This is a genomic window from Aminobacter sp. AP02, from assembly GCF_003148805.1.
In the GTDB taxonomy this organism is placed as follows: Bacteria; Pseudomonadota; Alphaproteobacteria; order Rhizobiales; family Rhizobiaceae; genus Aminobacter.
In genome coordinates, this window is the sequence record NZ_QGGX01000005.1 from 191,815 (window position 1) to 206,787 (window position 14,973).

Sequence of the window (14,973 nt, forward strand, 5' to 3'; positions counted from 1 at the left end):
CCCTCGACGACGACTGTTGAGTGAGGATCAAACGCGCGTCAAGGGTGGCGGAGCACGGCCGACAAGTGCAAGATGTCAGGAGCCGGCAGGGGCGCACTTGTTCGTTGAATGGCAGCCCATATATTCCGCTAACTCCTGAGCCGGAATTTCAGTTCCGGCGTCGATTTCATCGAAGTTTACCCTTTTCCCGCACCGCAAGTGGTCGTCATGCAGCCGATTATTTCCGTTTCAAATCTTTCCAAGACCTATGCGTCGGGCTTTTCGGCGCTGAAGAACATCAATCTCGAGATCCGCCGCGGCGAGATATTCGCGCTGCTCGGGCCCAACGGGGCAGGCAAGACGACGCTGATCAGCATCATCTGCGGCATCGTCAACCCGTCGGAAGGCAAGGTGCTGGCCGACGGGCACGACATCATCACCGACTTTCGCGCGGCCCGCACGCGTATCGGCCTGGTGCCGCAGGAACTGACGACCGACGCCTTCGAAACGGTGTGGGCGACAGTCAGCTTCAGCCGCGGCCTGTTCGGCAAGCCGGCCAATCCGGCCCATATCGAAAAGATCCTCAGGGACCTGTCGCTGTGGGACAAGAAGGACAGCAAGATCATTACCTTGTCAGGCGGCATGAAGCGCCGCGTGATGATTGCCAAGGCGCTGTCGCACGAACCGCAGATACTGTTCCTTGACGAGCCGACGGCGGGCGTCGACGTCGAGCTCAGGCGCGACATGTGGGAGGTGGTGCGCCTGCTGCGCGAGACTGGCGTCACCATCATCCTGACGACGCACTACATCGAAGAGGCCGAGCAGATGGCCGACCGGGTCGGCGTCATTAGCAACGGCGAGATCATCCTGGTCGAGGAAAAGGCCGAGCTTATGCACAAGCTTGGCCGCAAGCAGCTGACGCTACAGCTGCAAAACCCGCTGGAACACGTGCCGCCCGGCCTGGCTGTCCATGGGCTGGACCTGTCCGAGGACGGGCACGAGCTTGTCTATACCTACGACACTCAAGGCGAGCGCACTGGAATCACGACCCTGCTCAAAGACCTAAACAAGGCCGGAATCCGTTTCAGGGACCTGCAGACCAAGCAGAGTTCGCTGGAAGAGATTTTCGTCCATCTGGTGAGTGAACGGCGATGAACTTTTACGCGATCCGCGCAATCTACCTTTTTGAAATGGCGCGCACCTGGCGTACGCTGCTGCAAAGCATCGTTTCGCCCGTCGTCTCGACCTCGCTCTATTTCGTCGTCTTTGGCGCTGCCATCGGCTCACGCATCAGCGAAATCAACGGCATCAGCTATGGCGCGTTCATCGTGCCAGGGTTGATCATGCTGTCGCTGCTCACCCAAAGCATCTCCAATGCGTCTTTCGGCATCTATTTCCCGAAATTCGTCGGCACGATCTATGAGCTTCTGTCGGCGCCGGTATCCTATCTGGAGATCGTCATCTCCTATGTCGGGGCGGCGGCATCGAAGTCGATCCTCCTTGGCCTGATCATCCTGGCCACCGCCGCGCTGTTCGTGCCGCTGCAGATACAGCACCCGGTGTGGATGCTGGTGTTTCTGGTGCTGACGGCTGTCACATTCAGCCTGTTTGGCTTCATCATCGGCATCTGGGCCGGCAGCTTCGAGCAGCTGCAGCTGGTGCCGCTCCTGATCGTAACCCCGCTGACGTTTCTGGGAGGCAGCTTCTATTCCATCGACATGCTGCCGCCATTCTGGCGCACCGTGTCGCTGTTCAACCCAGTGGTGTACCTGGTCAGTGGCTTTCGCTGGAGCTTCTTCGGCATCTCCGACGTCAATGTCGGCATCAGCCTTGCAATGACGCTGGTGTTCCTTGCAGCCTGCCTGATCGCAGTCTGGTGGATATTCAGGACCGGCTGGCGCATCAAGGCGTAGAGGCGCGTATTACTCAGCCCATTCCTTGTCGGCGGTGAAGGCGATCGTCAGCCAGCGATCGGGACCTTCATCGCCGAGGGCGTCGCCGATCTCGTCGCGCAGGCCGTCCCATTCCTCGATGGATTTGGCCGGCAGGCCGGGTGGTACGATGAAGTACAGCTCGATCTGCGTCAGGCGGCCGACCTTGGCGACATAGGCGCGATAAGAAACAAAGCCATGTTTCGCAACGGTTGCCCGCGCGATCTCGTCTACATGCGCCTTCAGCGTTTCCGGTGTGATCAGCAAGATATCCGAAAACGCCTGGCGTACAGTGGCGACGGGCATGGGGATGATGATCAGGCACACCAGTGCCAGCACGGCAGGGTCGACATAGGGCGCGATCCAGGCAAGCTTGGTGCCTTCAAGCAGGCTGCCACCGACGAAGGCAACCAGCAGTGCCGCGGTGATACCGCCGGACATCATCCAGGCCGTAACGTCGAGCGTGACGAAGTCCGACTGGATCGTCCGGTTCGCGCGGCTGCCGATGAGTGCCATGGTCAGGCAGGCAGCGAGCGTCACCGCCGCGTAAATGATGGCATAGTCGAATTCGAGCTGATGGCCGCCGGCAAGCAGGTTGGCGATGGCATTGATCAGGGCGTAGATGGACACGCTCATCAGGACGATGCCGTTCATGCCCAGTACGATCGGCTCCAGGTGCCAGAAGCCGAGGGAAAAGCGCTTGTGAAGCCGGCGGTTGTGGGTGGCATTGCTTGTGATGAGGCGCGCAACGACCAGCGCCAGTATCGTCATGGTCGCATCTGCTAGTGAATACGCCCCGTCGAAGGCGATCGAGAAAGAACCGCTCAGTACGCCGAAGACAATGCCGAAAACCGCCACAACGAAGGTCACGGCGATAGAGATTCGAAGGACGCTGGTTTCAGTGAACATGCCCAAGCTATGAAATAGCCCCGGGCGGATGTCCACCGCGGGGCGCAAAAGGTGCTCGCAATGCATGGCATCGGCGCCGGCATGAGGATCGTCAATTGGCCATTTGCCGGTTGCCTTGGCCAGCGTTTGACGTGCGGCTAAAAGGGAACTGCGGGGTAGCTCTTTTGGCTAGTCGGAGCGTTCTAGTGCGGTGGCGCGTGGTGTGTTACTGCTTTCGGACCAACCAGGGGATGCAATCGATAGGCCTCCGGCCAACGTCGGGGGGAGAGGGTCCCTTCAGGAGGCTACATGGACGTCACACGCCGCGCCGTGTCAATCGGCGGTCTTAGTATACTTGCTACCAGTTCATTTTCGCCTGCCAACGCTCTTGACAGTCCAATCGTCGATCCGTTTGACGGATCGAGCGACTTCTGGCTCGCGGTCGAAGCCTACATCTACGGCTACCCGCTTGTGACCATGGAGATGACGCGCCGGGTGGTCACCAACGTGTCCAAGGCGGAGGGCACCAAGGCCCCGATGGGCCACATCATCAAGCTGCGCGAATATCCAGACGCCTCATTCACCGACGTCACGGCACCCAACGCTGATACACTCTACACGACGGCTTTTGTCGATGTCGGCGAGGAGCCTTGGGTCTTTTCTTTCCCCGACATGAAAGACCGCTACTTCCTGTTTCCGATGCTCGATGGGTGGACAACGGTCTTCCAGGTGCCCGGCAAGCGAACGACCGGCGGCGGAGCCCAATCCTATGCCATTACCGGCCCCGGCTGGGAGGGGAAGCTGCCGGAAGGCGTCAAGGAATACAAGTCGCCCACGAGCATGGTATGGATACTCGGACGCATCTATTGCACCGGTACCCCGGAAGACTACAAGGCGGTTCATGAGTTGCAGGATCAATGCAAGCTCGTGCCGCTGAGCAGCTACGGCAAAGATTGGACGCCGCCGCCCGGTAAGGTCGACCCCAGCATAGACATGAAGACTGCTGTCCGCGATCAGGTCAACCGAATGGACGCGGTCGAGTACTTCACGCTGCTAAGCGAGTTGCTGAAGACAAATCCGCCAACGGATGCCGACGCGGCGATGGTCGAGAAGATGGCGCAGATCGGCATTGTCCCCGGCAAGGGTTTTGACAAGAGCAGGCTTGACGCTCACTTCATCAAGCGGATTCCCGAGATTGGGTTCGGACGCATCATGCTGCACTTCAAGTTCAGCGATGGCGATATTCGGGATATCAACGGCTGGGGTTATACGACCAAGACCGGCATCTACGGCACGGAGTATGTGCAGCGTGCGCTCATCACGGCGATAGGGCTTGGAGCCAATCGCCCTCAAGATGCGATCTATCCGACTTCGTTGAAATCGCGCGACGGGCTGTTCTCGCGCTCCTATGACGGGTCGAACAACTACGTCTTGACCTTCGCCAAAGGTCAAATCCCGCCAGTCCGCGGCTTCTGGTCGATTACGATGTACAACGAAAAATACTTCTTCGTTGACAATCCAATCAATCGATACTCGATCAGCGCAAGGCAAGATCTCAAGACTAACGCGGATGGCTCGACAGATATCTATATCCAGCACAAGTCGCCTGGCGCCGACAAGGAATCAAACTGGCTTCCGGCGCCCGAGGGCAAGTTCATCCTGATGATGCGGCTGTACTGGCCGGATGACAGTCCTCCATCGATACTGGACGGATCGTGGGTCATTCCGCCGGTGAAGAAGGTCTAGGGGAAGCGGCGTATTTGAGTATCGGGAGGGGGCGAAGCGCCATCTCCCGATCACTCACACGGCATGGCGCGGAGCAAAAGCAGGATGTCCATCCTGCTGATACAGTCTAGCCAGGATTAGGCATGCTCCCGGAAGAGGGGCGTGCCCGTCAGGCGCTCTTGCCGTTTGAGGCAAGACGCGTGTTTGCGCGACCGCCGCTCGGCACAACGACGATTTGCCTGACCTTGCCTTGCTTGAAGGCGGTGAGGAAACGCTGGTAGTCCTTGAAGGCGACACAGCCATGCGACTCCGCCTGCCTGCCGCGCAGCAGGTAGCTGTGGGTAAGGAAGCCGTCGCGGCCATATTTGTTCTTGCCGTCAACGGGCAGCATGCGGATCGCCTCGACGCCGTGGAAGCGGCTTTCGCGCATCTTGAGGTTATAGGTGTGCGGCGGTGTCGGCCCGTTCATCTTGACGTTCACGTAGCGCGGATCGTCAGCCATGCTGCCAACGCCCGAATGGGCCTCGAGCACGCTGCCGTCGGGCATGTAGACCTTGGCGGCGCTGATGTCGTAGACGGCCACGCCGTCTCCCGCCCTTGATCCACCGCCGAACAGGTTGCGCAGCGATTGGCCAAGGCTGCCGCTGGCTTTCGGTTCCGGGACGTTCGGCCGCGCGTAGGCGAGTGTCTGCTTGGGCTCTTCGCGCTGGTAGGCCTTCCTGGGCTCTTCGACTGCCGCCGGCCCTGGCGCCTGACCTAGGGCCTGGTCGCGAAGCGGACGCAACTGCGGCATCGGGCCATCGGAGGGGGTGTCCTGGTAATCCGGCGTGGCGGCGGCGTCCGTATCGGTATCGGGAGCCTGCTCCTGCAAGGCGAGGTCTTCCTCTGGCGGCGTCGCCAGCAAGACTGACAAGGCGCTGTCGGCTGCTCCGCCCGGCGAGGGATCGGCATAGGCCAGCACAGTCGGATGCGGATCGGCCGAACCATCGGGCTGCGATGCAAAGCGCTCCGAGGCGGGGACTGCCGCAAGCTGCGATCTGGCGGAGCCGGGGTGATCGAACAGGCTGGCGAGCTTTTGCGAGGTCAGGCTGGCTTTTTTCACGACCGCGTCGAAGCGCGCCGAATTGCCGCTCGCGGCGGCATTCGCGTTGATAACATGACGGGCGGATTTCGCCGGCATAGCTAACAGGCTCGCGGTCACAACGGGCCGCGCGGTGGCCGTGATCAGCCTCGGTGCCTTGCTGGTGCTGACATAGGCAACAAGTGCCCGTGCCTGTGTCTTGCTGGCGGGTGCGACCTGCGGGCTGGGCAAGAAGCTAGTTTGGCCAAGAGCACGCGAACTCGTTGTCGCGGCCATGCCGGCCATCGACCATATGGTCACGCCGGCAAGGGCGGTGCCAAAAGAGGCGATCAACAGTGGGCGCAACAAACGGCGCAACGGCCGTGCACGGACGATTTTACTCACAAACGCGTCAAACCAGTTATCGCGCGACAGCCCTCAGATCGGCGAGCGACCGCAACTGCGTGACTTCCGGAATGTCCCCATCTCGATCAATGACCGACAAAGGATGGACAAATATGGTTAAATTTTGCTTGTCGGCGACTTGGTTCGCGCAAATCTTCAGACGTGATGACGCCCGCGGTCGATATCTTGCATCAGCCGGCGCGCCGCGGCCCATGCCCAAAAGCATTTGCCGTTTGGGGCGGGATCGCCTACATAGCGCCCAACTCCTATCACTTGAGAAGCAGGATACGCGCGCGTGGCACGCCAGTTCATCTATCACATGTCGGGACTGACCAAGTCCTACGGCACCAAGAAGGTGCTGGATAACCTCAACCTTTCATTCTACCCGGACGCCAAGATCGGCATCTTGGGCCCGAACGGCGCCGGTAAGTCGACCGTGCTCAAGATCATGGCCGGCCTCGACAAGGAATGGTCGGGCGAAGCCTGGCTGGCCGAGGGCGCTACCGTCGGCTACCTCGCGCAGGAGCCGCAGCTCGACCCGAACAAGACCGTGTTCGAGAACGTGATGGACGGCGTTTCCAAGAAGACCGCCATCATCGAGCGCTACAACGAGCTGATGATGAACTACTCGGACGAGACCGCCGAAGAGGGCGCCAAGCTGCAGGACGAGATGGATCGTCTCAACCTGTGGGACCTGGAACAGCAGGTCGAGATGGCGATGGACGCGCTGCAGTGCCCGCCCGGCGACGCCGAAGTGACCAACCTGTCGGGTGGTGAGCGCCGCCGTATCGCGCTGTGCCGCCTGCTGCTCGAACAGCCCGACCTTCTGCTGCTCGACGAACCGACCAACCATCTCGATGCCGAGACCACGGCGTGGCTGGAAAAGCACCTGCGCGACTATCCGGGCTCGGTGCTGATCATCACCCACGATCGCTACTTCCTCGACAACGTGACCGGCTGGATCCTCGAACTCGATCGCGGCCGTGGCATCCCTTACGAGGGCAACTACACCAAGTATCTCGACGCCAAGGCCAAGCGCCTGATCCAGGAAGGCCGCGAAGACGATTCGCGCCAGAAGGCGATCTGGCGCGAACGCGAGTGGATCGCGTCCTCGCCCAAGGCACGCCAGACCAAGTCGAAGGCCCGTATCAAGGCCTATGAGGAATTGGTCGAGCAGTCGCAGAACCGCAAGCCGACCGACACCCAGATCGTCATCCCGGCCGGCGAACGCCTTGGCAATGTGGTGATCGAGGTCGATAGCGTAAACAAGGCCTTCGGCGACGAACTGCTGATCGAGAACCTGACCTTCAAGCTGCCGCCCGGCGGCATCGTCGGCGTCATCGGCCCCAACGGCGCCGGCAAGACCACGCTGTTCAAGATGATCACCGGCCAGGAAAAGCCCGATAGCGGCACGATCCGTATCGGCGAGACGGTCAAGCTCGGTTATGTCGACCAGAGCCGCGACGCGCTCGACCCGACCAAGACCGTGTGGGAAGAGATCTCCGGCGGCGCCGAAGTCATCAAGCTCGGCAAGCACGAAGTGAACAGCCGCGCCTATTGCTCGTCGTTCAATTTCCGTGGCGGCGACCAGCAGCAGAAGGTCGGCAATTTGTCGGGTGGTCAGCGTAACCGCGTCCACCTCGCCAAGATGCTGAAGAACGGCGGCAACGTGCTGCTCCTCGACGAACCGACCAACGATCTCGATACCGAAACGCTGGGCGCGCTCGAAGACGCACTCGAAGCCTATGCCGGCTGCGCCGTCATCATTTCCCACGATCGTATGTTCCTCGATCGCATGGCCACCCACATGCTGGCCTATGAGGGCGACGCGCATGTCGAGTGGTTCGAAGGCAACTTCGAAGAGTACGAGAAGGACAAGATCCGTCGCCTCGGCGCCGATGCGGCTAACCCGCACCGGATGAGCCACAAGCGCCTGACGCGCTAAGCGATTGAAATTCATAAGACGCCCCGCCCAAAGCGGGGCGTTTTTGTATCATCTGCACTGCAGGAGTTTGCGGAATGAAAGACTGGTCAGCTTCGCAATATCTGAAGTTCGAAGACGAGCGCACGCGTCCGGCGAGGGACCTGCTGGCACAGATCCCGATCGAGAACCCCACGCATGTGGCCGATATCGGCTGCGGTCCCGGCAATTCGACCGAGCTGCTGGTCGAACGTTGGCCGGAAGCAAAGGTCTCGGGCTTTGACACGTCTCCAGCCATGATCGAAGATGCGCGCAAACGCTTGCCCGAGATCGACTTCCAGCTTGCCGATGCGGAAAGCTGGACACCGGATGGCCCAGTCGACGTCATCTTTGCCAATGCTGTCTTCCAGTGGCTGCCCAACCATCAGGCGGTGCTGCAGCGATTGCTGGGCCTGCTCGCGCCCGGCGGCTTCCTGGCAGTGCAGATGCCCGACAATATCGGTGAGCCGTCCCATGTACTGATGCGCGAAACCGCTGCCGCCATGAGTTTTGGCGCCAAGATCGCAGGCGTCGCGCGTGCGCCGCTGCCGCCAGTTTCTTCGTATTACGACCTGCTCGTGCCGCTGTCGGCGCGGGTCGACATCTGGCACACGGTCTACAACCACCCGATGGCGGACGCGGCGGCAATCGTCGAGTGGGTGAAAGGGACGGGGCTTCGGCCGTTCATCGACCCGCTCGATCCGGACGAACGGGCGGCCTATATTGCCGCCTATACCGCAAACATCGCTTCGGCCTATCCGCCGTCGGCGAACGGCAAGGTTCTGTTGCGGTTTCCCAGGCTGTTCATGGTGGCGCAGCGAAAATAGGCGCCAGCACGGGCCAAACAGCCGGAAGGCCCATATTCGAACGCGCCAGTGTGGCGTAAAGTGCACACGGCGAATCTGGGGGCGTCTCTGGGCAGGCGGGGTTCGCGCATTATTCGCATAATTGCAGGCATCGGACGGTTTCATGCATCGCGTCGTCATCAGCGGTATTGGCGTAGAAATTCCGCAAGCGTCGATCAGCAACGATGAACTGGTCGAAAGCTTCAACGCCTGGGCCGACATCGAAAACGCCAAACGTGAAGCGGCGGGCCGCGAACTGGTGAAGAAATCGGACAGCGATTTCATCGTCTACGCCTCCGGCGTCAAAAATCGCCATGTCCACACGCTCGACGGTATCCTCGATCCCCAAAGGATGAGCCCGCGCATCCCCCCGCGCGCCGACGACGATCTGTCGGTGGAAGCGGAGTTCGGCGTGGCGTCGGCGCGAAAGGCGCTGGACCATGCCGGTTTGACCGCGGCCGACATCGACATGGTCATCTGCGCTGCCTCGCACCAACAGCGGCCCTATCCGGCGATTGCGATCGAAATCCAGAAGGAGCTCGGCATCGAAGGTGCTGCCTTCGACATGAGCCTTGGCTGTTCGTCGGCAGCGGCAGCACTGCATGTGGCGTTCAACCTGGTGCGCTCGGGCGGGCAGAAGCGCGTGCTGATCGTCACCCCTGAGATCATCACCGGGCATCTCAATTTCCGCGACCGCCAGACACATTTCATCTTCGGCGATGCGTCGGTGGCGCTGGTGGTCGAGGCATTGGGACCGAAACAGACGCGGCCTGGGCGCTTCGAGATCATCGACACGCGGAACTGGACGCAGTTTTCCAACAATATCCGCACCAATTTCGGCTTCCTGCTGCGTACCGGTCAGGAAAACACCTCCGTCGTCGAGATGGAGGGCAACATGATCAAGCAGGTCGGCAACAAGGTGTTCAAGGAGGTGACGCATGCGGCGCACCGCTTCATCACCGCCTTTCTCGCCGACCACGGCATGACGCCGTCCGACGTCAAGCGCTACTGGCTGCACCAGGCCAATGCACGCATGAACGCGATGATCCTCAAGCTGGCGCTCGGCCACGAGGCCGACCAGAACACCGCACCGATGGTGCTGGAGCGGCTCGGCAATACGGCGGCGGCGGGCGCCATCATCGCGCTCAAGGAAAACCATGAGGACATGAAACCGGGCGACCACGGGCTGATCTGCGCTTTTGGCGCGGGTTATTCGATCGGCGGCGCGCTTGTGCGGATGATGTGAGCAATCAGCGCCGATGATGGGAAAGATCAGGCTTTTTGTCTGGATTTCCCAGCAGATGCGGGCCACATCTGCGGCCCGAAACCGAGAGGCCAGACATGCTCGATCCGACGATGCACAGGGAAGGCGAACCTGAAATCCTGCCGGGCCGCAAGCTCGCCGCGCGCGTCGCCGGCGTCTACACGGCGCCATCCGACCATTTCGTCACGCAGGCAGTGGAGACGCTGCCGCTGACCTTCGAGGGCATCGTCGGCGACCTCCATGCCGGTCATGTCAGGCGATCGGGCGGGCGTGAGCCATGGTACCCGCGTGGCACCGAAATGCGCAACGAGCGGCAATTGTCGATTGTCGCGCCCGACGAACTCGCCATCGTCGCAGAGCGCATGGGGCTGGCCGAAATCAGGCCCCAGTGGATTGGTGCCAATCTCCTGCTCGAAGGCGTGCCGATGCTGTCGATGCTGCCGGCTGGCACGATGCTGTTTTTCAAGGGCGGCGTGACGATCAAGATCGACGGGCAGAACGCCCCGTGCCGGATCGCCGGGCGCTCGATTGCCGAACATGCCGCCATGGCCGACCACGACGCCGGCTCGCTGCTGTTTCCGAAGGTGTCGCGGCGCCTGCGCGGGCTTGTCGCCTGGGTGGAGAAGCCGGGCGTGATTGCGGCAGGCGAGGAGGTTTCGGTGCGCGTGCCCGAGCAGTGGATCTACCGGGCTTAGCCTTCGCGCAAGCCCGCACGCCTAGACGTCCTCGTCGTCGGGATCGAGCAGGCGCGTGGCGCGCCAGCGCGTCAGCGTTTCGTTGATCTGGCCGATGACGAAGAAGCGGGCTGAATCGCGGTCATAGCCTTCCGACAGAAGCTTCTCGTAGTCGGTGTGGGCGTGGCGGACATGGGCGACAGTCGCAAGCCATACGGCGATCGACGGCGGCAGCGTCTTCATATGAATGGCGAGCGCATCGGCGCGGATCGCTTCGATATCAGAATAGGGCGCCAGCGGCAGCAACGCTGTCAGCGACTTGGCGACTGAGCGCCGCCGCCCGGTGGGCGGGTTCACTCGCTGCCGCCCTTGTGCGGACGGGTGGCATCAGGGAACGCATCGACGGACGGGAAATAAGGTTTGATGTCGATGACCGGCGTGCCGTCGAGCGCGTCCATGGCATCCAGTTCGATGCGCCCGGCCTCTATGTCGATCGAAACGATAGCGGCGATGTGCAGGCCGACAGGGTTAGGGCGGGCAGGGGAGCGCAGCGCGAAAACGCCTTTGGCGTCAGATGCATGGCGCGGTTTCTGGACAATCAGATTCCGCGGCGCCTGTTCGAACCAGCTGAGGATCACGACATGGCTGAAGCCCGCAAGGCCGGCAAGTCCCGGTCGATAGGGCGCGTCGATCAATAGCGTTGCGCCCCGGCTCTTTTCCCGCGCCGCATTCATGTTCTTGGGGCAATCCTCGCGCAGCTTCCATGGCGAGACGATGCTGCCGATGAAGACGAGCTTGGCGTCGGCCAACCTGGCTGCCGGATCGTCATTGAGCGCCACTTCGCCCTCGCGCTGCTCGAACATCTGCATGGCATCCTCCCGCCGTCGCGCCATTTTCTTGCCCGCATGCGACATTGGGCGTTGCAATCATTCGTTTCGTCACATAAAGATATGTTTATGTCTTTTGGCGAGAAACGAAGCCGATGCACGTCGCACTCGATACGATGGTAGATACCTTGAAGGCGGCCGCCGAATCCAGCCGCCTTCGCATCCTGACGCTGCTTTCGCGCGGCGACCTGACCGTTTCCGACCTGACCGAGATTCTCGGACAGTCCCAGCCACGCGTGTCGCGCCATCTCAAGCTGCTGCTCGAAGCTGGCCTCATTGATCGTTACCAGGAAGGTTCCTGGGCGTTCTTCCGCCTGTCCGACGCCGATCAGGCGCGCGGATTCGTGCAGGGGCTGGTGTCGGGTGTCGACAAGGCCGACAGCCAGGTTACGCGCGATTTCGAGCGCCTCGAAGACGTCAAGCACAAGCGCCAGGAGCGCGCCGCGCGCTATTTCAGCGCCAATGCGGCGAGCTGGGACGAGTTGCGTTCGCTGCATGTCGCCGACCGCGCTGTCGAGGCCGCACTGGTCAAGCTGGTCGGCAAGCGGCCGTTCCAGTCGATGCTCGACCTGGGCACCGGTACCGGCCGCCTGCTCGAGATCTTTTCGCCGCTCTATCGTCGTGGCGTTGGCATCGACATGTCGCGCGAAATGCTGGCGGTTGCCCGCGCCAATCTCGACAAGGCCGGCGTTGCCAACGCCCAGGTGCGCCAGGGCGACATCTTCTCGCCGCCCGTCGAGCGCGATGCGTTCGATCTGGTCACCATTCATCAGGTGCTGCACTATCTCGACGACCCGGCCCGAGCCATTCAGGAGGCGGCGCGCCTGCTGCGGCCGGCCGGACGTCTGGTGATCGTCGATTTCGCCCCGCATGGGCTCGATTTCCTGCGTTCCGATCATGCGCATGCTCGGCTTGGCTTCTCCGACAGGCAGATCGCCGACTGGCTGGCGGAGGCCGGCCTGGAGCTTGAAGAGACGCAGGAATTCGAACCGCGCGGCGCGTCGAACAAGGCGAGCCTTACCGTCAAGCTGTGGCTGGCACGCGACCGCCGCCTTTTGATCGCCGATCCCAATCCAGAAATCCAAGCCGCAAGGGAAACCGCCTGATGAACCAATACCAGCTGTCCAGGCGATCCAACATCGGCGAGCGGGTCAAGGTGTCGTTCGAGTTCTTCCCGCCGAAGAACGACGACATGGAAGCGCGGCTGTGGGACACGATCAAGCGTCTCGAGCCGCTCAATCCGCAGTTCGTGTCGGTGACCTATGGCGCGGGCGGCACGACCCGCGAGCGCACGGCGCGCACGGTCAGGCGCATCCTCGAGGAGTCGACGCTGACGCCGGCGGCGCACATGACCTGTGTCGATGCGTCCCGCGACGAGGTCGACCAGGTGATTTCCGAATTCGCAGCCATGGGCGTCAAGCGCTTCGTGGCCCTTCGCGGCGACCCCAAGGAGGGCGTGGGCGCGGCCTACCAGCCGCATCCTGGCGGCTATGCCAATGGTGCCGAACTGGTCGGTGCGCTGAAGGGGCAGGGCGATTTCGACATCTCCGTGTCGGCCTACCCGGAAAAGCATCCCGAGAGCCCCGACTTCGCCACCGATTTCGACATGCTCAAGCGCAAGGTCGACAATGGCGCTACGCGTGCGATCACCCAATTCTTTTTCGACAACGATCTCTATGAGCGCTACGTCGAACGCGCCCGCAAGGCCGGTATCTATATCCCGATCGTGCCGGGCATCCTGCCCATCCACAGCTTCACGCAGGTGGCCAATTTCGCTTCCCGCTGCGGCGCGCATGTGCCGGCTTGGCTCGCCGAGCGCTTCGACGGGCTCGACAAGGATCCGCAGACGCACGCGCTGATTGCCTCGGCGGTCGCGGTCGAGCAGGTGCATGACCTCGTCGAGCGTGGTGTCGGCGACTTCCATTTCTACACGATGAACAGGGCAGACCTGGTGTTCGCCGTTTGCCACATGATCGGCATCCGCTCGCCAGTTACTCCAAGCTCGGCAGCGGCTTGAGAACCAAAAAGGCCGGGACTTAGATCCCGGCCTTTTCGAAGCTTCCACCTTAGAGGTGCTATCGTCTTCCGCCGTCTGAGCGGCCTATGGAAGAACTCCAACAATGAGCGCGCCGATAAAAGCGAACGCGGCGCAAATCATGAGTGCATTGATAGACCTAGTCAGTCCCATGCATAGCCTCCTCTGCGCAAGTCACAGGCCGGAATTTAGGGTCATTTCAGCCACACACAAGAAAAAAATGTGCTGCATTGCGACAAGATTGCGAGAATTGCGACGCATTTTCTCGTCTTAGCCTTTGGAATTATTTGCCAAATGCGGTCGTAACGGTTGTGGAGAAATTGTGGCAAACTTTCAGCCGGCGGCAGCCGCGCGGCGCCTGAAAATGCGCCCGTCTATGGTCACGAGGCCAAGAGCGATGAGGGCCATGCCGGCAAGTTCGAACGTTTCGAGATGCTCGCCTAGGAATGTCACACCAAGCAGGATGGCGCTGGCGGGTACTATCAGCGTGACCAGCGAGGTGTTGGTGGCACCTGCCGAAGCAACCAGGCCGAAATACAGCAGATAGGCGAATGCGGTTGAAATCAGCGCCAGCGCGACGACTGCAGCCCACGAACCCGCGCTCGCCGCAAACAGGCCGCCTGTGCCGTGAACGAGCAGCACAATCGGTATCATCATCATGGTCGAGGCGGTGAGCTGCCCGGTCGCGACGATCGCCGGCGGGACGCCCCTGAGCCTGCGCGCCACCATCAGCGCCAGCGCATAAGAAAGCGACGCGCCGATCAGGGCCAGCTTGGCCCACACCGGCCCGCCGAGGCCAGCGATCAGTCCCGGGCCGATCATGACGGCAGTGCCGCAAATGCCGAGCGCAATGCCGGCGAGCTTGTTCCAGTTCAGCTTCTCGTCGCTGGTCATCATGTTGGCGACGACCAGGGTCCAAAATGGCGTTGTCGCATTCAGCACCGACGCAAGTCCCGCGCCGATCTCGGTCTGGCCGAGGAAGATCAGCGAGAACGGGATGACGTTGTTGAGCAGCGCCAGCCCAAACAGGGTTGGGGCGAGCGGCAAGGCGAGGCGGAAGGACGGGCCGCGTGCAAGGAGATAGATGTGCAGCGCCAAGGCGGCGATCATCACCCGAAACAGCACCAGCTTGAGCGGCGCGATTTCGGCGACCGCGATATGGACGAAGAAGAACGAACCGCCCCAGATGACGCCGAGCAGCAGAAGCTTGGCCCAGTCTCTTGCCGACATCGTGATTCCCTTCGTCGCTTCGTCACATTCAAGCGGTAGTCGCGCTTTCTGGATAGGGCCACCCGATTCCCATGACGTGACGCAAGGCTG

General features: G+C 61.5%; 14 protein-coding genes. 9 read left to right on the top strand and 5 right to left on the bottom strand.

Going from position 1 to position 14,973, the window contains the following annotated elements:
• Positions 1 to 207: 207 nt before the first annotated feature.
• Together C8K44_RS08240 and C8K44_RS08245 are read left to right on the top strand one after the other, a co-directional pair.
• Positions 208 to 1,134: an ABC transporter ATP-binding protein gene (locus tag C8K44_RS08240; RefSeq protein WP_109575428.1), complete on the top strand. Its 927-nt coding sequence runs from the start codon at positions 208 to 210 to the stop codon at positions 1,132 to 1,134.
• Entirely contained in the window at positions 1,131 to 1,892 is a 762-nt protein-coding gene (locus tag C8K44_RS08245) for an ABC transporter permease (protein ID WP_109575286.1), read from the top strand. Before C8K44_RS08240 ends, C8K44_RS08245 begins: the two co-directional genes overlap by 4 nt.
• Before the next feature lie 9 nt (positions 1,893 to 1,901).
• On the opposite strand, the gene C8K44_RS08250 is transcribed toward C8K44_RS08245, so the two are convergent.
• A complete protein-coding gene (locus tag C8K44_RS08250; protein ID WP_109575287.1) occupies positions 1,902 to 2,819 on the bottom strand; it encodes a cation transporter in 918 nt (305 codons plus the stop codon).
• Between the two features lie 288 nt (positions 2,820 to 3,107).
• Here C8K44_RS08250 and C8K44_RS08255 point away from each other — a divergent pair, with 288 nt between their 5' ends.
• On the top strand, positions 3,108 to 4,544 hold the full coding sequence (locus C8K44_RS08255; RefSeq protein WP_109575288.1) for a DUF1254 domain-containing protein: 1,437 nt from the start codon (positions 3,108 to 3,110) through the stop codon (positions 4,542 to 4,544).
• A gap of 148 nt (positions 4,545 to 4,692) precedes the next feature.
• On the opposite strand, the gene C8K44_RS08260 is transcribed toward C8K44_RS08255, so the two are convergent.
• Positions 4,693 to 5,937: a tlde1 domain-containing protein gene (locus C8K44_RS08260; RefSeq protein WP_245417420.1), complete on the bottom strand. Its 1,245-nt coding sequence runs from the start codon at positions 5,935 to 5,937 to the stop codon at positions 4,693 to 4,695.
• Positions 5,938 to 6,283: 346 nt separating this feature from the next.
• On the opposite strand from C8K44_RS08260, the gene ettA reads away from it, so the two are divergent.
• From ettA to C8K44_RS08280, 4 genes are all read left to right on the top strand, one after another.
• Positions 6,284 to 7,933, top strand: a complete 1,650-nt coding sequence (ettA, locus tag C8K44_RS08265) for an energy-dependent translational throttle protein EttA (protein WP_109575289.1) — start codon at positions 6,284 to 6,286, stop codon at positions 7,931 to 7,933.
• A gap of 74 nt (positions 7,934 to 8,007) precedes the next feature.
• Complete coding sequence (gene tam / locus C8K44_RS08270) at positions 8,008 to 8,775, top strand: trans-aconitate 2-methyltransferase (RefSeq protein WP_109575290.1); 768 nt, start codon at positions 8,008 to 8,010, stop codon at positions 8,773 to 8,775.
• 142 nt (positions 8,776 to 8,917) lie between these two features.
• Positions 8,918 to 10,039 carry a beta-ketoacyl-ACP synthase III gene (locus tag C8K44_RS08275; RefSeq protein ID WP_109575291.1) on the top strand — a complete coding sequence of 374 codons (1,122 nt, stop codon included), beginning with the start codon at positions 8,918 to 8,920 and terminating at the stop codon, positions 10,037 to 10,039.
• A gap of 95 nt (positions 10,040 to 10,134) precedes the next feature.
• Entirely contained in the window at positions 10,135 to 10,752 is a 618-nt protein-coding gene (locus tag C8K44_RS08280) for a molybdenum cofactor sulfurase (protein ID WP_109575292.1), read from the top strand.
• Between the two features lie 21 nt (positions 10,753 to 10,773).
• Here the strand turns inward: C8K44_RS08280 and C8K44_RS08285 are convergent, their stop codons facing one another.
• Positions 10,774 to 11,088 (bottom strand): DUF2293 domain-containing protein, encoded by a 315-nt coding sequence (locus tag C8K44_RS08285; RefSeq protein WP_109575293.1) that lies wholly within the window; start codon positions 11,086 to 11,088, stop codon positions 10,774 to 10,776.
• The gene (gene tsaA / locus C8K44_RS08290) at positions 11,085 to 11,594 is read right to left on the bottom strand and encodes a tRNA (N6-threonylcarbamoyladenosine(37)-N6)-methyltransferase TrmO (RefSeq protein WP_109575430.1); all 510 of its coding nucleotides are present in this window, start codon (positions 11,592 to 11,594) and stop codon (positions 11,085 to 11,087) included. Before tsaA ends, C8K44_RS08285 begins: the two co-directional genes overlap by 4 nt.
• Positions 11,595 to 11,713: 119 nt before the next feature.
• Here tsaA and C8K44_RS08295 point away from each other — a divergent pair, with 119 nt between their 5' ends.
• Complete coding sequence (locus C8K44_RS08295; protein WP_109575294.1) at positions 11,714 to 12,724, top strand: metalloregulator ArsR/SmtB family transcription factor; 1,011 nt, start codon at positions 11,714 to 11,716, stop codon at positions 12,722 to 12,724.
• Positions 12,724 to 13,635, top strand: coding sequence for a methylenetetrahydrofolate reductase [NAD(P)H] (gene metF, locus C8K44_RS08300; protein ID WP_109575295.1), 912 nt, complete (start codon positions 12,724 to 12,726; stop codon positions 13,633 to 13,635). The genes C8K44_RS08295 and metF overlap by 1 nt, the downstream gene beginning before the upstream one ends.
• Positions 13,636 to 13,986: 351 nt before the next feature.
• On the opposite strand, the gene C8K44_RS08305 is transcribed toward metF, so the two are convergent.
• Positions 13,987 to 14,883 (bottom strand): DMT family transporter, encoded by an 897-nt coding sequence (locus C8K44_RS08305; RefSeq protein ID WP_109575296.1) that lies wholly within the window; start codon positions 14,881 to 14,883, stop codon positions 13,987 to 13,989.
• Positions 14,884 to 14,973: the final 90 nt, after the last annotated feature.